Origin of the sequence: Bacillus sp. EAC, from assembly GCF_002156875.1 — a bacterium.
Taxonomy (GTDB): domain Bacteria; phylum Bacillota; class Bacilli; order Bacillales; family Bacillaceae_G; genus Gottfriedia.
In genome coordinates, this window is record NZ_NCSY01000006.1 from 339,427 (window position 1) to 362,690 (window position 23,264).

Consider the following 23,264-nt stretch of genomic DNA (forward strand, 5'->3'; position numbering starts at 1 on the left):
TTCCCCTTTAATTAAATAATCATTTAAATTAATTTGATAAATTCCATCGGTTCATAACTCGGCTTTTTAGCAGGTTGTATTTTATATAAAACGATTTCATTTACTTCAAAACTTACCCCTTTTTGATCCCATGTAAGTGGAACGTAAAAATTAGATTGAAAAGTATCATTAAATTTCTTTGCGATTGTAATATGTGGACGGTATGGTCTTTTTTCTAATGAAAATCCCTGCTCTTCACAAATATTTCTTATTTGATTCTGTAGCTCGATTAAGTCATTACTTTTATTTACACCAAACCACCAAACACGAGGCTGATCGCTAGATCCAAAAATACCTAAATCTCTAATTGAAAGTGTAAAACTTTTACCATTACAAAGTTCCTCTCGCAATTGTTTCACAAGTTCTTTACTTTTTGTATATGTAACAGGACCTAAAAATGATAAGGTTATGTGAAAATCTTCTAAAAAAGTCCATTTTTTAAATGGTAATTTCCCATTCCATTCTTTTGCGTACGCATCTAATTTTTCTTTAATTTGAGAAGGTAATGGAACTGCAAGAAATACATGCTCGCTCACTATGCAATCTCCTTTTTGCCGCGAATATTTAAGTCTTTTTTGAGAATTTGCATAATTAATACCCCAATTAAGCTTAATGTTCCAAACATAATGTATATCGCTTTAATCGAAAATGCTTCAGAAATAAATCCACCAGTAAATGTACAAAACCACTCGCCTATCCCTAATCCTAAACCAGAATAAACAGTAACAGCTGTAGCTTTTAAAGAATCCGGTGCTTCATCTCTAACAAATTGCAATGCAGCAGGGATAAATAGACCAACCGTTAATCCTTGTGTTAAACAAGATAAAAATAAAACGAATAGAGGTGGATTCGTAAAATAAAAGAACCATCTCAATGCTGATACAAGTGCTGTTGCAATTAAAATATTATAAATTCCGTATTTATTTATCAGTTTTTTTGCTACTTGCAAAAATGGCGCTTCACTTCCTGCGGATATCAAGAAAGCAATCCCTACACCCGTTAATGTTCCACCTAATGATTGAATATATAAACCAAAGTATGTATTATTACCAGCTATTGGTCCAAATACGACAAAAGCAAAAAATAAAAACAGTAAGAATTTTTTATTCGATAATAAAATTGGAAGCCCTTTTAAAATTGGTTCCCTCTTACTTGTTAAATTTGATTTAGGCAAGAAAAAAGTTATTACGATTCCAACTAAAATAAAAAATGCAAAAATAAAAAATATTATGTTCAATCTATACATTTCCGATAATTTACCAGAAAATAAAACGGCTATTGCAAAACCAATTGAACCAAATAAACGAATAGCTCCATAGTTTCCACTAATTTTTTGGACATAATTTAATGCGATGCTATCAGAAAGAGGAATTAAAGCACTCTGTGTCATAGATAATGCTATGACCACAAATAATAGCATGCCAAATGAAGTGATTGTTGAATAGAAAAGTGCAATTGCTATTGTGGAAATTTGTGCAATAAGAAGCATCCTTTTAGGGTTTTGTGTAAAATCACTCATCATTCCCCATAAAGGTTGAGATATGATCGCGATAATTGGTGTTAGAGATAACAATAATCCAATTTGAGAAGTTGATAAATTCAACACATTTTTAAAGTAAGAAGATAGTAAAGGTCCTAGGGATCCAATTGCAAAGAATAAACAAAAATAATAGCCTTTAAAAATTAATAAAATGCTCTTTTCACGTAGATTTAATGTGTTCAAAATCTGATTCAACTCCTAAATATACAGAAAAAGGGGAGGTGTGATACTTCCCCTTTTCATTATTTTACTTAACTAATTCTGCAATTGCTTGTGCGTAAATTGCAGTTGCTTTTAATAAATCATCAATTTCAGCATACTCATCCTTTTGATGAGCTACTTCTGGTTTACCTAAGAACAGTGGTCCGAAAGCAACTCCAGCACTTAGTGAACGCGCATATGTTCCTCCACCAATTGTTAATAAAGTAGCTTCTTCACCAGTTTGCTCTTCATATACTTTTTGTAAAGTTTGAATTAATGGATGATCCTTTGGCACATGGTGAGGAGTTGAATTTTTAATCTCGTTAAATTCAAAACCATAATCATTTCCACGATCTGTAAGAGTTGTAATTACCGATTGGATATCAGTCGTTACTGGATAGCGTAAAGTTAACCCAAATGTTCCACCTTGTTGATCCTCATATTGCATAATTCCTAAGTTAATTGTTAAATCTCCAGTAATATCATCATTAAATGCAACTCCTAAGTTTTTACCTCTTGAGTCACCTTTAAAGTTTTCAACAATAAACTTTAAGAAGCTAGCAGCATGTTCATTGAATCGGAATTGGTTTAAGAAACTCGCTAATGCGATACCAGCATTTTTCCCTTTATCAGGCTCCATACCATGTACAGAAACACCTTCTACTTCTAAAACTTGCTGTCCATTTTCTTCGCTAGCAGAAGCTTTACAGCCTAATTCACTAATATGATTAGTAAAAGCCTCTAAGTCAAATTTTGTTCCAGAAATGACTGCTTTCGCATAATCTGGAACCATATTTACTCGTCTTCCTGAAGAAAACGAATTTAATTTAAAATCATTCCCTACGTCTTCAGATGTTAATTTTTGATTAAACTTAATATCTAAAATTCCTTTTTCTGCATAAATAATTGGGAAGTCTGCATCTGGAGCAAAGCCCATTGTTGGCATTTCCTCTTTTTCAAAATAATGCTCGACACAACGCCATTGACTTTCTTCATCTGTACCAAGAATCATACGAACTCGTTTGTTAATTGGAAGCCCTAATTCTTTTACAATTTTCATCGCGAAGTATGCAGCCATTGTAGGACCTTTATCATCGATTGCACCGCGAGCGTAAATATTTCCGTCTTTAATGATGGCATCAAAAGGATCGTGTGACCAACCATCTCCTGCTGGTACTACATCTAAGTGACATAGAATTCCAACTAACTCTTCCCCGCTTCCCATTTCTAAATGACCTGCTAGGCCATCTACATTTTTAGGGGTAAATCCATCTTTTTCACCTAGAGTTAACATATATGTAAGTGCTTCGTTTATTCCTTTACCCATCGGTGCTTCTTTTGTAATAGTAGATTCATCATAAACACTTTCAATATTTAATAGCTCAATCGTTTGCTTTAGAAAATCTTCTTTACGTTTTAATACTTCTTCCATCCAATTAATTTGTGTCATAAAAAAACCTCCTTTAATATACATATTTTATCATCTTCTAAAATTTAATCATAATTTCTTAATAATTGATACGAAAAAAGAAGGATTATGCCATTCTTTGTAGAATCTATATCTATAAACTTGCTAAGTGATTACGTTTGCGCAAATTTTCATTAAGTTTTTGTATTATTTTCATAAATTTCGTTATGAAACTACTTAAAAAGAGTAAAATGAAAATATAGTTTATTCTAGTAAAATATACTTAAGACCTGTTATGCGAACAATCTAGCGGTAAAGGAGTGGTTTTTTGAATTCTGGAACTTCTCGAATGCTGACTCGAATCAAAGCCATTTACATGTATATTAGTGAAAATGGTACCGTATCTACGAAAGACCTTGTGGAGGAGTTTGGTATTACACCTAGAACAATCCAACGTGATTTAAACATTTTAGAGTTTAATAATCTAGTTTATAGTCCAAGTAGGGGTAAGTGGGCCGTAACAGGTAAAAAAGTAAAAGCTTCTTCTTAAAATAAAAACCCTTGATTAGCTTGTCTGACGTCTAATCAAGGGTTTTTGTTTTTTATTTATTCTTTTTCTTCATTAACTGACTTTAACATATCTAATTCTTCATCAGTCAATTCTCTATATTCACCTAAGGCTAAATCCTCATCTAGTTTTAAAGGACCCATTTCTAATCTTTTTAAATAAGTTACAGTTTTTCCAACCGCTTCAAACATTCTTTTTACTTGATGGAATTTACCTTCCATAATAACAAGCTCTATTTCTGATTCCTCATCAGACTTAAGAATCGTTAAGTATCCTGGTTTTGTTAAGTAACCATCTTCTAAAGTAACACCTTGTTCAAATGCTTTACGATCCTCTTCGGTTACTACCCCATCAATTGTTGCATAATATTTTTTTGGCACATGCTTCTTAGGAGATAGTAATTGATGAGCTAAATGGCCATCGTTTGTAATTAATAATAATCCTTCTGTATCTTTATCTAAACGCCCAACAGGAAATGGATCAAATATAATATCTTCATATTCTAATAATCCAATGACTGTCTCATGTTCAGAGTCTTCTGTTGAAGAAATTACACCAGGGGGCTTATTCATCATTAAATAAACGAATTCTTTATACTCAACGACATCACCATTTACTGTGACTACTTGATTTTCGATATCGACATGTTCTTTTGGACTTTTGATTATATTATCTCCAACTTTTACAACACCTTGTTTCAATAAAGCCTTTACTTCTTTTCTACTACCATATCCCATATTGGATAAAATTTTATCAATTCTCATTATTAAACACCTTGTCTTTCATTTAGATTAAAAAAGGTGAACCTTTTGAAAGACGGTTCACCTTATCTGTTTTATCCTTTTTTACCAAATTTAAATCGATTCGAAATACGAGCTCCTAATATAATTTCAATTAAGTTTAATTTATATGCAACTCCTAGATAAACAACCGCTCCAACTGCAGCTCCAATTAAAACTAGGAACATCGAAATCATTCTTCCATCTTTATACGTAAACCATAAACCTAAAAATTGTTCTACGATATATACTGAACCTGCCATTAGCGCTGACAATATGATCATAAATAGTATTCGTCTTAATACTCTATTAAATGAGAAGTTTGCATACTTACGGATAAAATAGAAATTATAAACGATTGAAAATGTATAACCTAGTGCAGTAGCAAGTATTGCACCTTTTGTTTGAAAATAATGAATTAAAGGTACATTTAAGATAATCTTAATGATTACTCCAATTACTAATCCCACAATAGCATACTTTTGTTTGTCTATTCCTTGTAAGATTGCTACATTTACTGTAAAGAGTGAGTAAAGTAACGCAACTGGTGCATAGAATCCTAAAATAATACCACCAAGATGACTTTTTTCGTAAAACGCACTATACATTGGTTCCGCTAAAACTGAAATCCCAACTACTGCCGGTAGTGTTAAGAAGAAAACTACCTGGAAAGTTTGGGTAATTTGACTATGTAATTTTTTATGATTTTGGCTTACAAAGGCTTCAGTAATCGCAGGTACAAGTGTTAAACCAAAGGCTGTAGCTAACGAAACTGGTATCATTACTAATTTATGACTTGTAAATGAAAACATTACGTATGTCGCTTCTGCTATATCTTTATATCCATTCGCTTCCATTGTACGATTATAAGTAAATTGATCAACAAGTTGATATAAAGGAATAGCCAATCCTACAAAAACATATGGGATTGAATAAGAGAATAATTCCTTAAACATTTCCATGTTCGTTGGATTAATTCGCCCCCTAGATTTAGGTAATAATTCATCTAAGTGAGGTTTTCTATTTCTCCAATACCAAAACAAGATTAATAAACCACCGATTGCTCCTAGTGTTGCAGCAAAAGTAGATAAGCCAATGGCTTGCGTAAGTGTTCCACCAAACACTCTAAGAATTAAATAACTCCCTACTAAGGTAAATACAATACGAACGATTTGTTCTAATAGTTGTGAAATCGTCGTAGGTCCCATAGATTGATGTCCTTGGAAAAATCCTCTATATAGACTTTGAGAAGGAACAAAAATTAATGCTGTACTTACAATCCTTATGACAGACACTACATCATCGACACTATTTCCTTGTGTATCTTTCGGTAGCATAAACGGTGCAATGACTGGTGCTAAAATAAATAAAATTAGAAATGCAAGAAAGCCTGTACAAATTAACAATAACTGACTCGCATGAAACAATCTTCTACTTGTTTCATATTCTTCGATCGCATTATACTTTGAAACGAATTTCGCTACAGCTAATGGTACACCAGCAGTAGCTATACTAATGAATAATGTATATGGAACATAACCATAATTATATAACGCAGATCCTTGAGTACCGACTAAAGCGAAAAATGGGAATGTATAAATCATTCCTAGAAATTTTATAAGAAAAGTTCCAGCAGTTAAAATAAACGTACCACGTAGTAATTTTGAATCTGACATAAACTGCCTCCTACTAATTCGATCAATCAAACTAACTAATCTATCTTACCATATTCATATAAAAAGAAAAAATTAAAAATAGGTAAGAAGTTGGAGCTTATTTGAAAAAATGGTATGCTTTAAAAAAGAAATTGTAATGAAAGTAGTGAAAAAATGAACTATGACGTGATTGTAATAGGTGGCGGGACATCTGGTTTAATGGCTGCAATAAGTGCTGCTGAAAATAAGGCAAAAGTCCTTCTACTCGAGAAAGGTAATAAACTCGGACAAAAACTCCTTATCTCAGGTGGAGGTCGTTGTAATGTCACTAACCGCTTACCAGTTGAAGAAGTAATTAAGCATATTCCTGGAAACGGACGTTTTTTATACAGTGCGTTTTCTATTTATAATAATGAAGATATCATTCAATTTTTCGAGAAAATGGGCGTCGCTCTTAAAGAAGAGGATCACGGAAGAATGTTCCCTGTTTCAAACGATTCAAAATCTGTTTTGGAAGCATTAATTCAAAAACTAAAAAAACATCATGTTGATATTCAAATAAATAGAACTGTTAAAGATGTATTATATGAAAATGACAAAGTAGTAGGCATTCTATTAAATGATAAAACGGTTATCAATACGAAAAGTGTTGTACTTGCTGTTGGCGGTAAATCCGTACCTCATACTGGTTCAACTGGTGATGGGTATGCTTGGGCCAAAAAAGCAGGTCATACAATAACTGAACTATTCCCAACGGAAGTACCTATCACATCGAGTGAAGGATTCATTCAGAGCAAAACATTACAAGGACTCGCGTTAAGAGACATTGAATTAAGTGTACTAAATCCAAAAGGTAAAAAGGTGATTTCACATAAAATGGACATGCTTTTTACCCACTTTGGAATTTCGGGTCCAGCAGCACTTAGATGTAGCCAATTTGTGTATAAAGTACAACAAAAATTCAATACAAAAATCGTGACAATGGCAATTGATCTATTCCCAGATCAAAATGAAGAAGCTATTTTTCAAGAAACAAATAATCTGCTAAAAAACGAACCTAAGAAATCAGTAAAAAATGTATTAAAGGGATTAGCGCCTGAAAGATATCTATTATTTTTACTATCAAAATGTGGAATAGATGAATCCACCTCGTGCAATGAGATTAGTACATTAAAAATAAGAGAGCTTGTCCAATCTTTTAAAAGCTTTACATTTGAAGTGAATGGAACACTTTCAATTGAAAAAGCATTCGTAACAGGTGGAGGAGTTTCGACTAAGGAGATACATCCAAAAGAAATGTCTTCTAAGTTAATGAATGGACTTTATTTTTGCGGAGAATTATTAGATATCCATGGCTATACAGGAGGTTACAATATTACAGCCGCATTTGTTACTGGACGATTAGCTGGTGCATCTGCAGCCGAGTACTCATTACATTTATAAACACAGTTATATTTTATAAACAAAGGACCAACGACTATTTTTTTTATCGTTTGGTCCTTTCATGATTACATAAAGAAAAGCACAAGATTGGATTACTCCCCCCAATTGATGCTAGTGTCATTTTATATTCCATTACTTTTAATTCTTCATTCAACCTGTTCATCTTTTCTCTCGCATCCAATCTCGTTTCATGCTCTTCACTCATCTTTTTTGTCTTTAACACAAATTCACCTTCCCTAAGTGTTAAGGTCTTCAGCGTACATTTGATTGTTCATGTTGTAAATTAACTAATAAATAAAATCGTCCATCCTCTTCTACATACCCATCTGCTAATTGGAAAGTAGGCTCTATTTCTTTAAAGAAAAATTTCCCAATTAAATACTTTGAAGAATATAGTTCTATATGACCTTCCTTAAACTTTCCAATAACTTTATCCGTAATGTCGATTTTCAATGTTTTAGGCAAATCAACCCCCTCCTTTCTAACAATCAAGGCCTCAATGAAGAAATATATGAGGTTCTACTATAATATATGTCAGAACTTCGAGGATAATCTTATTAATCAAAAAAACTTAAGCCCATTTTTAAGCCAAGCATTGTTGACTAAAAAAAAGAGTAAATCCAACCATTATGTTGGATCTACTCTTTTAATGTGTAGACAAATCCCCAAAATATGAGATGAAGACTCTTTTAATCTAATTCACCTTCCCAGGCCATCATGCCACCTTCCATATTAATAGCCTTATAGCCTAGGTCGGTCAAATATTCACATACGTTTTCACTTCGCACGCCTGCTTTACAAATAAAAATATATTCCATCTCTTTATTAAATACATCTAATTTAGTTGGAATCTCTCCCATTGGAATATGAATAGCCTCTGGTATCTTACCATGCTCAACTTCAAAATCTTCTCGTACATCAACTAAAAATAAAGTTTCACCGGCATCTAATCGTTCTTTTACTTCATTTGCTGAAATTGAATTCATCTTCTTATTTCCTCCTTACTCATAGCATTATCTTATCAACTTCTCTTTAGCGATGCAAAAAGAATGATTATGTACTTATCTTCAATATTATTCCCTATTATGCTTTGTTTTAAGATCATATCAATTTGATGGTACTTCATCATTCATGCTTGTTTGCCTGCGGTTTCCGAGCCTTTAAGAATGGAATTCAAAAAAAACCTCATTTAAGAGGTTTTTCTTTGAAAAATTCATAAGATTTATTGATTAGTTTGCTACAATGTTTACTAATTTTCCAGGTACTGCAATAATTTTACGCACTGTTTTTCCTTCTACTTGCTCTTTTACAGATTCATCTGATAATGCAATTTGTTCCATTTGTTCACGAGAAGCATCTTTTGCAACAAGTAATTTAGCTCTTACTTTCCCATTAATTTGGACAACGATTTCAATTTCGTCTTCTACAAGTTTTGCTTCATCGTAAGCAGGCCATGTAGCGTATGCAATTGAATCACTGTGACCAAGTTTACTCCAAAGTTCTTCTCCGATATGTGGAGCAACTGGTGCAAGAATTTTAACAAAACCTTCAACCATATCTTTAGGTAATTGGTCAGCTTTATAGGCCTCATTAATGAATACCATCATTTGTGATATTGCTGTGTTAAAGCGAAGTCCTTCAAAGTCTTCAGTAACTTTTTTCACTGTTTGATGATATGTTTTTTCTAGACTACTTTCAGTAATACCTTCAACAACCTTACTTGAAATAGCTTCATTATCACCTACAAATAAACGCCATACTCGATCTAAGAAACGTCTAGAACCATCTAACCCATTTTCTGACCAAGCAATTGAAGCATCTAGAGGACCCATGAACATTTCGTATAAACGTAATGTATCTGCTCCATGGCTCGCTACGATATCATCTGGGTTTACGACATTCCCTTTTGATTTAGACATTTTCTCATTATTTTCACCTAAGATCATACCTTGGTTAAATAATTTTTGGAATGGCTCTTTTGTTGGTACAACACCTAAATCATAAAGGAATTTATGCCAGAAACGAGCGTATAGTAAGTGAAGTACTGCATGCTCTGCTCCACCGATATATACATCAACTGGTAACCAGTGTTTTAATTTTTCTGGATCCGCAATTGCCTCTGTGTTTGTTGGATCGATATAACGTAAATAATACCAACAACTTCCACCCCATTGTGGCATTGTATTCGTTTCACGTCTTCCTTTTTTACCAGTAACAGGATCTACAACATTAACCCAATCTACTACGTTTGCTAATGGAGATTCACCTGTTCCACTCGGACGAATATCATCAGTAATAGGAAGGATAAGTGGTAGCTCTTCATCAGGAACAACTGTCATTGTACCGTCTTCCCAGAAAATTACTGGAATTGGCTCACCCCAATATCTTTGACGTGAGAATAACCAGTCTCTTAAACGATAGGTAACCTTTTTCTCACCAGATTTTGTAGAGTCCAACCATTGTAGCATTTTTTCAATAGCATCTTCTTTCGTTAAATCATTTAAGAAATCTGAGTTAACGTGTTTACCATCGCCAGTGTAAGCTTCTTTTTGAACATCTCCACCTTCAACAACTTCTACGATTGGTAAATTAAATTTAACTGCAAATTCATGGTCGCGTTCATCATGTCCTGGTACCGCCATGATTGCACCTGTACCATAACTTGCTAACACATAATCAGCAATCCAAATTGGAAGTTTTTCGTTATTTACCGGATTAACAGCGTATGCTCCAGTGAATACACCTGTTTTGTCTTTTGCTAAATCAGTACGCTCCAAATCACTTTTAGATTTAATTGAGTCGATGTAAGCTTCAACTGCTTCTTTTTGTTCAGCAGTCGTAATTTTACTTACAAGATCATGCTCAGGAGCTACAACTAAGTAACTTGCACCAAATAGCGTATCTGGACGAGTTGTAAAAACAGTTACTTTCTCATTGTAACCATCCACTGTAAAGTAAACTTCTGCGCCTTCAGATCGACCAATCCAGTTGCGTTGCATTTCTTTTAAGCTTTCTGGCCAATCCAATTCTTCTAAATCCTCTAATAATCTGTCCGCATAAGCAGTGATTTTTAAAATCCATTGCTTCATAGGGCGACGTTCAACCGGATGGCCTCCACGTTCACTCTTTCCGTCAATTACTTCTTCATTTGCTAAAACAGTACCTAGCGCTGGACACCAGTTAACTGGGACCTCATCTACATAAGCTAATCCTTTTTCAACCATTCTTAGGAAAATCCATTGTGTCCATTTATAGTAATTAGGGTCAGTTGTATTTACTTCACGGTCCCAATCATAAGAGAAGCCTAACGCTTGGATTTGATTACGGAAAGTATTTATATTTTTTTCAGTGAATTCTGCTGGGTCATTACCTGTGTCTAATGCATATTGCTCTGCAGGTAATCCAAATGCATCCCACCCCATTGGGTGAAGTACATTATAACCTTGCATTCTTTTCATTCTTGATAATATATCAGTTGCCGTATATCCTTCTGGATGGCCTACATGAAGTCCAGCTCCAGATGGATATGGAAACATATCAAGTGCATAAAATTTTGGTTTAGACAATTCATCAATCGTTTTAAATGTTTTATTATCTTGCCAATAATTTTGCCATTTTTGTTCAATATTACGATGATTAAAACTCATATTTATTGCCTCCTATTTTAATTTTAAATGGCTCGACTTGTGGTTACCGTTTTAATAAAAAAAAATCCTCCCGCCCCAAAAAGGGACGAGAGGATTTCCCGCGGTACCACCCAAATTAATGTAAAAATACATTCACTTGTTTCCGTAACGTGGAATACGACATTTATTACTTGGCAAACACCGTTCACAAATGTGGCTTATGGGCGAGTTCATGAATAGAAGGGATTGACTTTCACCAACCGTCAACTCTCTAAACCTCTTCACACTCACTACTATTCCCAATCTTAGCCGATCATTTAGATTTAATTTATACCATTTTATTATAACCAAAGAAAAAGGTCAATTATACATCGCCTATTTTTATGAAGCGAAAGTCTCATTCTGAATATTTTCAACTTTTTTAGCAAGTCTTTCGTAAAGTACAGAAAAAATCATACTAATGATTAAGAAGAAAACTAAAATGATAAACAGTACCTTCATACTAAACATATCAACAATTGCCCCACCAAGCACAGGTCCAAGCATCCTACCTACTGTTGCCGCACTATTTACAATTCCTTGGTACATACCGATGCGTTCTTTTGGCGCAAGCATATTAGCAATTGTTGGTACAGCTGGCCACACAAACATTTCACCAATTGTTAAAATGATCATTCCTACCATAAACATCGAAAATTGTTCTGCTGTACTTACTAGCACTGTCGAAGCAATAAAAAAGCCTATTCCAAACAGCATTTGTTTTCTCATACTTAACACAAATTTACGAATGATTGTTGAAACAATCGGTTGAGCTAATACGATCAGCGCACCATTCACAGTCCAAAGTAAACTATAATTTTTTAAACCAATGTGAAGGCTTTGCATTTCAGAAGCAATTGTTGTTTGCCATTGCACATAAACTAACCAACATAATATATAGGCACAACAAACAATCAATAACGCCTTCATTGACGGCGTAAAAGAAAACTTAGGCTTCTCAGCTTTTTCTACATTTTTTGTTTCACTTATTTCTTTCGGAACTTCCATATTTCTAAATCCAAAAACTGCTACAAAGAAAAAGACAATATATAATAACAAATTAGCAGTAAAGATATTATTTATATTCGCATTAGCAACCATGCCACCAAGCGCTGTACCAACCGCAACGCCTAAATTTTGAGCAACATAAATTGCATTAAACGCCTTACGTCCACCCTCTGGCCAAGCAGCACCTACCATCGCATACATTGATGGAAATACGATTCCTACACCAAAACCTAAAGTAATGAAAAAACAACTATAAAATGACCATGAATGATTAATAACAAGACCTAAAATCGAGAAAAACGTAATAACAATACCTGTCAAAATTGATTTATATCCTCCCAGTCGGTCAAATAGCCAACCACCGAGCATATTCCCAAAAACCCCAGCTAATGAATTAAACATTAAAATAAGCCCTGCAACAGACAAGGACTTCCCTAAGTATTGATGAATATATATCGTATTAAACGGCCACAAAAATGAATTGCCAGTTACGTTTAATATCATTCCTATTAACAAAAACCAGAGCTTTTTTGGCATCCCCCGTACTCCCCTCTAAGCTGTCCCCTTTTTATCTATATAACTTATTAATTGTAGAGGAGAACGTTGATTGTTTCAAGGAAGAAATTTTGGAAGCAGATTGCAAATAAAAAAATGCTGTACTCGTAAACTTTATTGCTAATAAATATGGGGGAACTATAGATTTTCTATTTAGAATGATCAATATAATCTCTTTAAAAATTTGGGTCTGTTAAAAAGTAATGTTGATTTCTGTTGCAGAATCCTCCCTTTCCGTTTTGCGTGAGCTGAGCCTCCTGGGCCCACACGACGTGGGTCGTGCATGCCTTACCACAGGACGTGGTGGTATTAGCATGCCTACCTTTTTGACCAAATGCGTGGGTCCCACTTTTCTCGCTACTCCCACAGGAGTCTCACACTCCAATCAAATCTCTTAATTTTCTCTTTGCATCAAACCTGTTAAATCTCTCAGAACAAAGCGTTTTGCCAAATATCAACAATAAACATTAACAGAGTGAAAAATTTTAAAAAACACTTATAGAAAAAATCCACAACAAAAAAAGCCTACTATTTGTAGGCTCCTTTTCATTATTGTTTTGATCTCTGAGGTTGACCTTTTTTAGAATTGCTAGCTTTAACTTTATCAACTGCTGATAGTTCGCCAGCGAATTCTGTGTTTGTTGCATTTTTTGTTCTTTGCTCAGGATTATTTTGTTTTGATTTCTTCTTAACCACGTCAATATTCCTCCCTAAATACATATATTCTTCTACATTTTCATGCATATGCGTTCTCCTTTAATGTGGAGTTGTGATCATTTGATGTTGTAATTCTGTTAATTGTCTACGTAATCGATTAAATTCATCTCGATTTTCTATGTTTGCAATTCTTTCTACTTTTTCCAATTCCATTATTGCTTGCTCTAGTTGTTGTTGCGCATCTGAATACTCAATTCCATTAACATGCTCTTGTCTCATTCCTATTTCTAACTGTTCAACGGCATAGTCATATGCGTTCTTAGCTTGCTGAACTTGTTCTTGTCCGAATGCGCGATCTGTCAAACCCAAGAAAATTCCTCCTTTTAGACTTTACTAAGTCAAAAATGAAGTACCCAATATGTAGGCTACCTTCAAGGATAGTATTTCCAAAGCGTTCTAACAAAGTACTATTATTTGTTTACATTAGAGAGATGTTTTTCCATTTGGTTTTCTATACATAGCATGATAAAATCGAGAATAGTGACTTAAAACAAGGGAGGGATGAGGAATGACAAATAACAATCCTTTTCCATATACAATAGATCATAAAAGATACCATTCTTGGAACTATCATTTAAGACAGGAATTCGGTGAAAAAGTATTCAAAGTTTCGATTGATGCTGGCTTCGATTGTCCAAATAGAGATGGTACAGTGGCGTTTGGTGGTTGTACTTTTTGTAGTGCATCTGGCTCAGGGGATTTTGCAGGAAATCGAGCTGAAGATGTTGTGACTCAATTCCATAAAATTAAAGATAAAATGCATGAGAAATGGCAAAACGGAAAATACTTAGGTTATTTCCAAGCCTATACAAATACTCATGCACCAGTAGAGGTACTTAAACAAAAGTTTGAACCAATACTAGAACAAGAAGGTGTAGTCGGACTTTCTATCGCAACCCGACCTGATTGTTTACCAGATGATGTGGTTGAATATCTTGCTGATTTAAATAAACGAACTTATTTATGGGTAGAACTTGGTCTACAAACTGTTCATGAAAAAACGGCTAATATTATTAATCGAGCTCATGATTATAAAACATATGTTGAAGGTGTAGAAAAGCTTAGAAAACACAATATACGTATTTGTTCACATATAATTAATGGATTACCTTTGGAAACACCTGAAATGATGATGGAAACTGCATTAGAAGTAGCAAAACTTGATATACAAGGCATCAAAATCCACTTACTGCATCTTTTAAAAGGAACTGCTATGATGAAGCAGTATGAAAAAGGACTAGTTGAATTCATGAATTTCGATGATTATATTAACTTAGTCGTTGATCAACTAGAAATTATTCCAAGCGATGTAATTGTTCATCGAATTACTGGTGACGGTCCTCCGGATTTATTAATCGGTCCAATGTGGAGTCTTAAAAAATGGGAAGTTTTAAATGCAATTGATCGTGAATTTGAGCGTCGTAATAGTTGGCAAGGTAAATTCGCTAAAAATAGAGTGCAATTAACATGATTTTAGAACGAATCTTACCTTTTGCAAGAAAACTTCTTCAATTAGCTCTTCAAGAAGGAGACATTGCAATTGACGCAACAATTGGCAATGGACATGATACAGTCTTATTAGCAAAATTAGTTGGTGAAACCGGCCATGTATTTGGTTTTGATATTCAAGATTTAGCCATTCAAAATACGATCGAGCGACTTAATAATGAGAAGTTAGCTAAACAAGTCACAGTTGTTCAAAAAAGTCATTCTGCCGTAAAAGAAGTTTTACCTACTCATTTGCATGGAAAAGTGAAAGCTGCAATTTTCAACTTAGGCTATTTACCCGGTAGTGATAAATCGATCGTTACTGTTCCAGCTTCAACTATTTCAGCAATTCAACAAATTCTTGAAATTATGGCACCCGAAGGAATCATAGTAGTTGTAATTTATCATGGTCATGATGGTGGAGATGTTGAAAAAGATGCATTAATGAACTTTGTTCAAAAAATTCCACAAGACTTGGCCCATGTTTTAACTTATCGATTCTTAAATCAAGCAAATAATCCCCCTTTTATTGTTGCAATCGAAAAAAGAGGTTAAATTAGTTGAATACCAAACTGTCCAACATATTTTGTTGGACAGTTTTTTTATTTTTTGGCTCATTTGTAGCGTATAGCAATCTAAAAGAAATAAGTTCCACTCCAAATAATCTCGTTTCGATCAAGTTGACTTAACAAAATCATTATATGATTAAAAATTTATTAAAAAAAAACTTTTTTGATATTTGGTAAATTTTTCTTGAAATATTGGTAATGATAATAAAATCAAAAAGTAAAGGAGTTTTCATCATGAAAAAAGCAATTTTTGCTGGAGCAATTGTCAGTCTAATGACTTTTAGTGCAGTTTCTGTTAGTGCACAATCAATTAACTCTGCAAGTTACTATGTGCACCCAAAACAAAGTAATAATGAAGGTGATGCTAATAAACAACATCGCCACCATCACCATCACAACAAAGAAAATAACCAGTTATTTAAGAAACATAAAAAAGAGGTTATCCAATATTTATCAAACTATCTAAACCAACCAGAAGCAAATGTTAATAAAGTAGTTGAAAAGCATCAAATGGAAATGAAAAAATTAATCTTTATAGCTGTAGTTGCTAAGCTTTCAAATAAACCATTAGAAAACGTAATCGCTCAAAAAGAGAAATCAAAATCATTTAAAGATTTTTTAAGCAATAACAATATTAAACATGAACAATTTTTTAATGAAATGAGAAGAGTTCACCAGGATATTATTACTAAAATTGAACCAGCTAAAACTAAAAACTAATACTGCAGCATATCTTCAATATTTTTTATTGAGGATATGCATTTTTAATTAATTTACATAATATAAGTTTATTTCGACATTTATCGACACTTCGAGTATCTTTTAGATTATTACTTTAAAATAAAATAGTATGATAATAGTTTTATAAATATGTAAACGTTTTCTATATCTAGTCTAATTGTTTTAGTTATTCGTTACATAAGTTAAAAATGAATTCTAATTTAACATTATTTTGAGATACAAAAAACCAATTAAATTAACAATTAAATGAAATATTTTACATTATTTATTAAAAATTTTGTCTAATTTTTTGTCTAATTTTTAAATTAAGACTAGATTAAAATGATATACATACGATTATTTTGTACAGGTTTTTAGACCTATTTATTAGGTTTAAATTCTGAATTTTCAATTATATTTTCGATTACTGTACAATTCGTTGTATTTACTTATCATTATGGAGGTGTATCAATGTCATTTTTCGTAAAGCAGAAATATTTAGTTGTTGCAATCTGGTTAGTACTTGCAGTAACACTTAGCCTACTGTCTCCTTCTCTTTCCTCATTAGTTGAAGAAAAAGGAACTTTAGAACTACCAAGTAGTACTCAAGTAATGAAAGCAGAAAAAATTCAAACACAACATGGCATGGATCCAAAAAACAATAAGAGTTTTGCAATCACTTTTTACAATGACCAAAAATTATCTGAATCGGATAAAGAGGCAGTAAAAAATGTAGCATCAAAACTTGAAGATAACAAAGATTCAATTGGTCTTGTATCAGTTTCGAACTCAATCGACGAACCTAGATTAAAGAATACCCTTGAATCTAAAGATGGTAAAACAATTTTATTATCTGGTACGCTCAACATTAAAGGTAAAAATTTAACATCACTTTATAATGAATTAAACTCACTTACAGCTGTTAAAGGATTAGAAAGAATTGTTACTGGTAAAATCTTTATCGATGAACAAGCCAATAAACAAAATGAAGATGGACTTAAAAAAGGAATCATTATTGCTGGAGTTCTTGCTTTAGTCGCTTCACTTGCTGTTACACGAAAGCCAGTCGTTGTTCTTTCAGCTCTAGTATTAACTTTAATCAACTACTTAGTAAGCGCTTCAATTTATAGCTTTTTAGTAGATAGTGATAAACTACCCATTACAAATATTGCACCACTAGCTCTTGGGCTATTTGCATTCTTACTTAGCGTAACAGCAACCTTTAGTTTGTATTACCGCTATGCAGGAGTTTTGTCAGCCCAAAAATCGAATGAACACTCACTCATTTTTGCTTTATCAAAAAAACAATATAGTTTACTCGTTTCACATGCGGTTTTCACAGTATTAAGTTTTGGACTTTTAAATACTACTTTCCAAATGACGAAATCCTTAAGTGTCTTAATCATTTTAGGTATTGTATCGTATTTCGCTTCTATTACATTTTTACCAAGTCTTTTTTCAGTTTTCGGAAAAGCATTACTTATTCCTAATACGAAAAATGCTAGTTTCGTAGGTTGGCAAAAATGGAATAGTTTAGTAGTAAGACGAAGTGGTATCTTCACTTTAGTGACACTTTTAGTCATTGCACCGATAATTGCCATGTATCAGCATAAAGTAGCTTACAGTACTGTCGATGGACTTCCAAATGAAGGTGCAGCGAAAGGTTCTAGATTAGTAGCTAGTGAATTTAGTGAAGGCAAATCAACTCCACTAAGACTTGTACTTGAAAATACTGTGCCTTGGAATACTGCAATTGGTATGACTTCTATTGAAGCGTTATCGCGCAGTCTTTCTCAAATGGATGGCGTTGAATCCGTACGAAGTGCATCTAGACCATTTAGTAGTGAATTAGATCCATTACTGCTTGTTACCCAAGCAGCTACTTTAAAAGATGGAATTGGAAAAGGAAACGACGGAGTAAATCAAATACGAGAAGGTCTTCAAGGAGCTAAAGATGAATTAGAGTCCTCTTCTCCTAAATTAAAAGAAGCTACAGATGGAATTGATCAGTTAGTTACTGGTACAACAAAGCTTCAAACTGGTGTAGGTAAATTAGAAGACGGTTTATCACAAATCGAAAATGGATTACGTAAAGGCTCAGTTGGAGCAGGTCAGTTACACGATGGCTTAGGCACTGCTAAAGATAGTACAAAACAATTATTAACTGGTAGTAAACAATTATTAGCTGGATACAAAGAAATCGAAAAAAACTTTAAAACACTTGCTAGTGGTGTTGGCGATATTAAAATGAATCTTGCCAAAATTCAAGGTGGTATTCAAGGATCTGAACAATTAGCATCTGGATTAGGTAAAAAATATCCAGAAATTACTTCTGATACTTTCTACCAACAACTACAAGGAACACTTAAGCTTTTAGATGACAGCTTAACTGAGTTTATTGGTAAAGTAGGTGAAGCTGAAAAAGGTGCTGGCTTACTACTTGCAGGACTTCAAAAAGCAAATGCAGGAATGACTCAGGTTGTAGATGGTCAAACAAAATTAGTTGCAGGATTAGAAAAATTATATGCTGGTATGGGTGAATTACAAAATGGTATTGAAAGAGCTGCAGATGGCGAATCACTTGTCCTAGAAAATGTACCACAAGTAACGAATGGACTAGGTCAGCTGAAAGACGGTCAAACTCAATTAGGTGACGGAATTGGACTTTTTGTTGATAAAGTCGGTGAATTAAAGGATGGTTTAGGTCAAACTGTAGGCGGATTAACACAAATTTATGACGGATTAAATACTGCTCAAGGTTATCTGGGTGGACTAACAACAAGTTTTAATCCAAGCTTAACTGGTTGGTACTTACCTGAAGAAGCATTAAGCGAACCTGATTTTCAAAAAATCTTTGACAACTATATGTCTAAAGATTTCAATGTAACAACAATTGATGTTACTTTTGAAAAAACACCTATCTCTACTGAAGGTACAAAGCTAGTTGATCAAGCTAGAAAAACCGCTCTTAAATCATTAAAAGATCAAGGTTTAGAGTCTGTAAATTTAGCTTTAGCTGAAGATCCTTCAACAGTATATAGTTTAAAACCTATTATTACTGATGATTTAAAATGGCTTTTAACATACTCTCTAATTGCTGCAATTGTATTATTTACACTTGCATATAGAAATATCTTCTACTCAATTATTTCTGTAGGTGCAGCAACGGTTACCTATTTTGCTGGCAACTCTTTTGCAGAACAAGTATTTATACGTCATCATGATCAATTAGGATTAAAATTCCTAGTTCCAATCTTTGCAATTTACTTAGTCTTTGCAATGACATGTACATTATTGGCTCATCTTTACTCAAATTCTTCTACGGATGCAGATGAAAAAGATTCTTTACTAGCTGGTAATATTGCAAGCATGTTTGCAGTTGGTGTAGTAGGCAGTGTCATTTTCGTGGGATTATTATTTAGTAGTAGTTATTTATTTGTTCAAACTGCACTTTCAACTTTAGTTGGATTGATTTTAGTAACATTCTTTATTGTTCCTGTTATTTATCCAATTTTTGCTTCAAAACTATTTAGTTCCACTTCATCACAAGAACATGTGATTGAAAATAATGTGTCGCTAACAAACTAATTGTTAATGAATAATAAGGTCGAACTCTCTTATTAATGAGTTCGACCTTTTTCATATTCATCTAATCATAAACTGATTCGTTTAATGGTACTTTATCCCCTCTTTTTTCAAATTTTCGCAATTCTACCTCTTTTATTAAATGTTACTAATTTATGATAAACACGGCGTATATCTTAACTTTAGTGAATATGATGTAAAGTAATTACAAATTTAATGATAATGAAATGAAACTTAATTAATATAGTAAAGCAACAGTAATTGGTATCAGACAACTCAAGGGAGTGAAGAGTTGATTTCTAATTTAAACAAATCATTTCGTAAATTATTTATGTTCTTATTACGGAATTCAAATTGGATATTATTACTACTCGGATTGGTTGCATTTATCAATTACTGGTCTCTCTTTTTCCTATTTTCTTTAGTCAAAGGAATAAAGACCGAATCTTCTCAAGTTAACCAAATGACACTTTGGGTTATATATGGTTACTTCTATGGTTTTTTTGGAAGTATGATTTTAATGTTCGTACATTTTTTCGTACTTAGATTTATGATTATTCATCGAAAAATAAAAAGCTTCGTTATTTTTTTAGGACTTCATTTTTCTTATTTAATATTTTTAATTTTATTAATTCTATTAAACTAACTATCTACTTCCTTCCAAGTAGCGATCACTTCACAAACCACATCTACCTTGTGTAATGATTCATTTTTAGTTTATACTGTTCATAGATACAATTAATTGAATGCAAATTTTCGGAGGAGCCTGTCACAATAGGGATAAGTATGTACTTACTTATCTTATTGTCACAGGCTCTTTTTGTGTGCAAAAAAGTTAGGAGTGAATATTTTTATGTTGTATGTACAATTAGCAATAATTTTAATTGCGTCTAAAATTGTAGGAGATTGGAGTACAAAACTTGGTCAACCAGCAGTATTAGGTAAACTTCTCATTGGAATATTGTTAGGTCCCTCCGTTCTTGGAATTATTACTGAAACAGAAACTTTACACGAAATGAGCGAGATTGGTGTAATCTTGCTAATGTTTATCGCTGGATTAGAGACCGATCTAACTGAACTTAAACGAACCCGAAAGGCTTCTACTCTTGTTGGTGTACTAGGTATTTTATTCCCTTTATGTATTGGGTACGTTTATGGAATTTCCGTTCATCTATCAACCTTTGAATCCATCTTTATTGGTCTCTTACTGTCGGCAACAAGCGTAAGTATTTCAGTTGCTGCATTAAAAGAGATGGGCCAACTTAAAACGAAAGAAGGCGCAACAATTTTAGGAGCGGCAGTGATTGACGATGTGCTTGTCATTATCGCTCTTGCTTTCCTAATGAGTTTTAATGGCGGTGACATTAATCTATCAGTTGTATTAATCAATAAAATTGTATTTTTTGCACTATCAATTTTAATCGGATGGAAAATTGTTCCATGGGTACTAAAGAGATTTATAAAACTAAATGTCTCAGAAACATTAATTTCAGCCGCATTAATCATTTGTTTCCTTTTCGCTGCATTTGCAGACAAAACAGGTGTAGCTGCGATAATAGGTGCTTATTTTGCAGGTGTATCTATATCCGTTACTGAGTTTAAAAAGGAAGTATTTGAAAAAGTTGAAACAATTGCCTACTCTATTTTCGTTCCTGTATTTTTCACATTAATAGGAGTCTCAGTTCAATTTACAGGTTTAAGTAAATCTTTACCATCCATTCTTGTATTAAGTGTGATTGCAATACTAACTAAATTAATTGGTGGTGCTTTAGGAGCGAAGTTTGCTGGGTTTAATATGAAAAGCTCTCTCGGTATAGGTTCTGCTATGGTTTCAAGAGGCGAAGTTGCTCTTATAATCGCTTCAACAGGTTTAGCTAGTCAATTATTGAGTCACGAATTATTTTCTATAATAGTCGTAGTCGTATTGGTCACAACAATTGCTACACCACCACTTATGAAATTCTTTTTTACAGAAGAACGAAGAAAAGTAGACATATCAGCATAAAGAAATAGCAGTTCTTTTAATGCTAGAGGATAGTTGTATTCTGTTCCAGGATATTCATTTTCCATAGAATGCGCGGAGAGTCTACCTGACCCAATCGCTTGCAATGTCTCATTTGTCTACCACATCCCATAGGAGTTCATACAACTTCTGCTCTAATCATCTTCTTTATTGACTGTTTATTTTAACTAAAACTTAAAGAGCTAGATAAAAAAGTGAAGCATCATATCGATTGCTTCACTTTTTTATTTGATTTCAGTTCTTTAATTTTAAAATATAATTTAGCATTTCCATAGAAAAAGAATGAAGTTAAACCACCGTTACGTACAATACCTCTTCTAATCTTTTTCATTTCATTCGGACCTGCCATTTTTTTATCAGCTAAATAGATTCCTAATAATCCTTGGTAAATCATTCGATGAAAACGATAATCTTTCAAATTCTTTAAAGCTTGGTCACTCTTAGTGGAAAAATATTCAATTCGATTTAACATGATGTCTTTTGAAGGGTAATAGCTACAGAAATTTAAATCTCCGCCCTCTTCATCCTCTTTTTGATCAATCACATAATCAAGTAAAATATGTAATCCTTGTACGTATGGAAAGTAACTTTTATATACCTTTTGAAATAATTCTTCAGAGATTCTTTCATTAAAAGAGTAAGATACTAAACAAAAAATTCCTAGTGTTGAACCAGCACATGCAGAGAATTCGTACCATTCTAAGTCTGGAAGTTCAGGCTGATACTCTTTGAACCAGTTTGTTAGTCTTGGAACTCTTTCATCCATTTTAACATGCTTATGTATTTGTAATTTACAATAATAATCTGCAAGTTGTACTAGGTAATCTTTTATATCATCATAGTATTGCGACTGTTTTAAGCTATTGTGGCACTTTGCTACTAACGCTCTTAAATATCCTCCGTCTTCCTGCTCATCTCTAAAACGGTAATATAATTGATCGGATTTTTGGCATTTAACTGCATCAATCATCGCCTCATGTAACGCCTCGAAATCTTTTGGATCAAGAGAGGTGCTACGATCACATAGATTATCTAAGTAATCACTGATTGTTTGGTATGCAACTATAAACTCTATAATTGGTCTCAAATTTTTTTCAGAAAGTAATGCTAAAATTGCACCACCTTCACAATGGAACGTTTTTGTATCGATGCTCATTAATGCTTGTTTTCTAAGTTCCGGATCAGGAATTGTTGTTGCGAAATTTTTCCAATAGTTTAATTCCTCATGTACAATAGGAAACACTGATTTATAAACCTTTGGCATTAATTGAATCGGATTTTTAGGCAGTGACATTTTTTCA

The 23,264-nt window shown here is 33.2% G+C and carries 20 protein-coding genes and 1 other annotated feature; of the genes, 7 read left to right on the top strand and 13 right to left on the bottom strand.

Going from position 1 to position 23,264, the window contains the following annotated elements; translation table 11 throughout:
* Positions 1–23: 23 nt before the first annotated feature.
* The 3 genes from thpR to pepV all read right to left on the bottom strand — a co-directional run bounded on the left by thpR (position 24) and on the right by pepV (position 3,230).
* Positions 24–575 carry an RNA 2',3'-cyclic phosphodiesterase gene (thpR, locus tag B7R65_RS12765; RefSeq protein ID WP_179194861.1) on the bottom strand — a complete coding sequence of 184 codons (552 nt, stop codon included), beginning with the start codon at positions 573–575 and terminating at the stop codon, positions 24–26.
* A complete protein-coding gene (locus B7R65_RS12770; protein WP_088043162.1) occupies positions 575–1,762 on the bottom strand; it encodes an MFS transporter in 1,188 nt (395 codons plus the stop codon). The genes thpR and B7R65_RS12770 overlap by 1 nt, the downstream gene beginning before the upstream one ends.
* Before the next feature lie 64 nt (positions 1,763–1,826).
* On the bottom strand, positions 1,827–3,230 hold the full coding sequence (pepV, locus tag B7R65_RS12775; protein WP_088043163.1) for a dipeptidase PepV: 1,404 nt from the start codon (positions 3,228–3,230) through the stop codon (positions 1,827–1,829).
* A 307-nt stretch (positions 3,231–3,537) separates the two neighbouring features.
* Here pepV and B7R65_RS12780 point away from each other — a divergent pair, with 307 nt between their 5' ends.
* The gene (locus tag B7R65_RS12780) at positions 3,538–3,738 is read left to right on the top strand and encodes a DeoR family transcriptional regulator (protein ID WP_056473526.1); all 201 of its coding nucleotides are present in this window, start codon (positions 3,538–3,540) and stop codon (positions 3,736–3,738) included.
* Positions 3,739–3,794: 56 nt separating this feature from the next.
* Here B7R65_RS12780 and B7R65_RS12785 read toward each other — a convergent pair whose 3' ends face one another.
* Positions 3,795–4,520 carry a pseudouridine synthase gene (locus tag B7R65_RS12785; RefSeq protein ID WP_088043164.1) on the bottom strand — a complete coding sequence of 242 codons (726 nt, stop codon included), beginning with the start codon at positions 4,518–4,520 and terminating at the stop codon, positions 3,795–3,797.
* A 71-nt stretch (positions 4,521–4,591) separates the two neighbouring features.
* Positions 4,592–6,211, bottom strand: coding sequence for a putative polysaccharide biosynthesis protein (locus B7R65_RS12790; RefSeq protein WP_088043165.1), 1,620 nt, complete (start codon positions 6,209–6,211; stop codon positions 4,592–4,594).
* 153 nt (positions 6,212–6,364) lie between these two features.
* Here B7R65_RS12790 and B7R65_RS12795 point away from each other — a divergent pair, with 153 nt between their 5' ends.
* Positions 6,365–7,633 (top strand): BaiN/RdsA family NAD(P)/FAD-dependent oxidoreductase, encoded by a 1,269-nt coding sequence (locus B7R65_RS12795; protein WP_088043166.1) that lies wholly within the window; start codon positions 6,365–6,367, stop codon positions 7,631–7,633.
* Positions 7,634–7,676: 43 nt separating this feature from the next.
* Here the strand turns inward: B7R65_RS12795 and B7R65_RS12800 are convergent, their stop codons facing one another.
* The 7 genes from B7R65_RS12800 to B7R65_RS12830 all read right to left on the bottom strand — a co-directional run bounded on the left by B7R65_RS12800 (position 7,677) and on the right by B7R65_RS12830 (position 13,881).
* Entirely contained in the window at positions 7,677–7,856 is a 180-nt protein-coding gene (locus B7R65_RS12800; RefSeq protein ID WP_088043167.1) for a hypothetical protein, read from the bottom strand.
* Positions 7,857–7,885: 29 nt separating this feature from the next.
* Complete coding sequence (locus B7R65_RS12805; RefSeq protein ID WP_179194862.1) at positions 7,886–8,098, bottom strand: DUF2553 family protein; 213 nt, start codon at positions 8,096–8,098, stop codon at positions 7,886–7,888.
* 224 nt (positions 8,099–8,322) lie between these two features.
* Positions 8,323–8,619, bottom strand: coding sequence for a rhodanese-like domain-containing protein (locus B7R65_RS12810; protein ID WP_088043169.1), 297 nt, complete (start codon positions 8,617–8,619; stop codon positions 8,323–8,325).
* 243 nt (positions 8,620–8,862) lie between these two features.
* Positions 8,863–11,280: a leucine--tRNA ligase gene (leuS, locus tag B7R65_RS12815; protein ID WP_088043170.1), complete on the bottom strand. Its 2,418-nt coding sequence runs from the start codon at positions 11,278–11,280 to the stop codon at positions 8,863–8,865.
* A 78-nt stretch (positions 11,281–11,358) separates the two neighbouring features.
* Positions 11,359–11,575 (bottom strand) — a binding site (T-box leader).
* Positions 11,576–11,640: 65 nt separating this feature from the next.
* Positions 11,641–12,843 (bottom strand): MDR family MFS transporter, encoded by a 1,203-nt coding sequence (locus B7R65_RS12820; RefSeq protein WP_088043171.1) that lies wholly within the window; start codon positions 12,841–12,843, stop codon positions 11,641–11,643.
* Between the two features lie 567 nt (positions 12,844–13,410).
* Entirely contained in the window at positions 13,411–13,581 is a 171-nt protein-coding gene (locus tag B7R65_RS12825; protein WP_088043231.1) for a glycogen biosynthesis protein GlgD, read from the bottom strand.
* 36 nt (positions 13,582–13,617) lie between these two features.
* The gene (locus tag B7R65_RS12830) at positions 13,618–13,881 is read right to left on the bottom strand and encodes a DUF2524 family protein (RefSeq protein ID WP_088043232.1); all 264 of its coding nucleotides are present in this window, start codon (positions 13,879–13,881) and stop codon (positions 13,618–13,620) included.
* A gap of 205 nt (positions 13,882–14,086) precedes the next feature.
* Here B7R65_RS12830 and mnmL point away from each other — a divergent pair, with 205 nt between their 5' ends.
* The 5 genes from mnmL to B7R65_RS12860 all read left to right on the top strand — a co-directional run bounded on the left by mnmL (position 14,087) and on the right by B7R65_RS12860 (position 21,945).
* The gene (mnmL, locus tag B7R65_RS12835; protein WP_088043172.1) at positions 14,087–15,049 is read left to right on the top strand and encodes a tRNA modification radical SAM protein MnmL/YtqA; all 963 of its coding nucleotides are present in this window, start codon (positions 14,087–14,089) and stop codon (positions 15,047–15,049) included.
* Entirely contained in the window at positions 15,046–15,621 is a 576-nt protein-coding gene (mnmM, locus tag B7R65_RS12840; RefSeq protein ID WP_088043173.1) for a tRNA 5-(aminomethyl)-2-thiouridylate-methyltransferase MnmM, read from the top strand. Before mnmL ends, mnmM begins: the two co-directional genes overlap by 4 nt.
* Before the next feature lie 248 nt (positions 15,622–15,869).
* Complete coding sequence (locus B7R65_RS12845; protein WP_088043174.1) at positions 15,870–16,355, top strand: hypothetical protein; 486 nt, start codon at positions 15,870–15,872, stop codon at positions 16,353–16,355.
* 471 nt (positions 16,356–16,826) lie between these two features.
* A complete protein-coding gene (locus B7R65_RS12850; protein ID WP_088043175.1) occupies positions 16,827–19,943 on the top strand; it encodes an MMPL family transporter in 3,117 nt (1,038 codons plus the stop codon).
* Between the two features lie 850 nt (positions 19,944–20,793).
* On the top strand, positions 20,794–21,945 hold the full coding sequence (locus B7R65_RS12860) for a cation:proton antiporter (RefSeq protein ID WP_088043177.1): 1,152 nt from the start codon (positions 20,794–20,796) through the stop codon (positions 21,943–21,945).
* 220 nt (positions 21,946–22,165) lie between these two features.
* Here the strand turns inward: B7R65_RS12860 and B7R65_RS12865 are convergent, their stop codons facing one another.
* Positions 22,166–23,257, bottom strand: a complete 1,092-nt coding sequence (locus B7R65_RS12865) for a tetraprenyl-beta-curcumene synthase family protein (RefSeq protein ID WP_088043178.1) — start codon at positions 23,255–23,257, stop codon at positions 22,166–22,168.
* Positions 23,258–23,264: the final 7 nt, after the last annotated feature.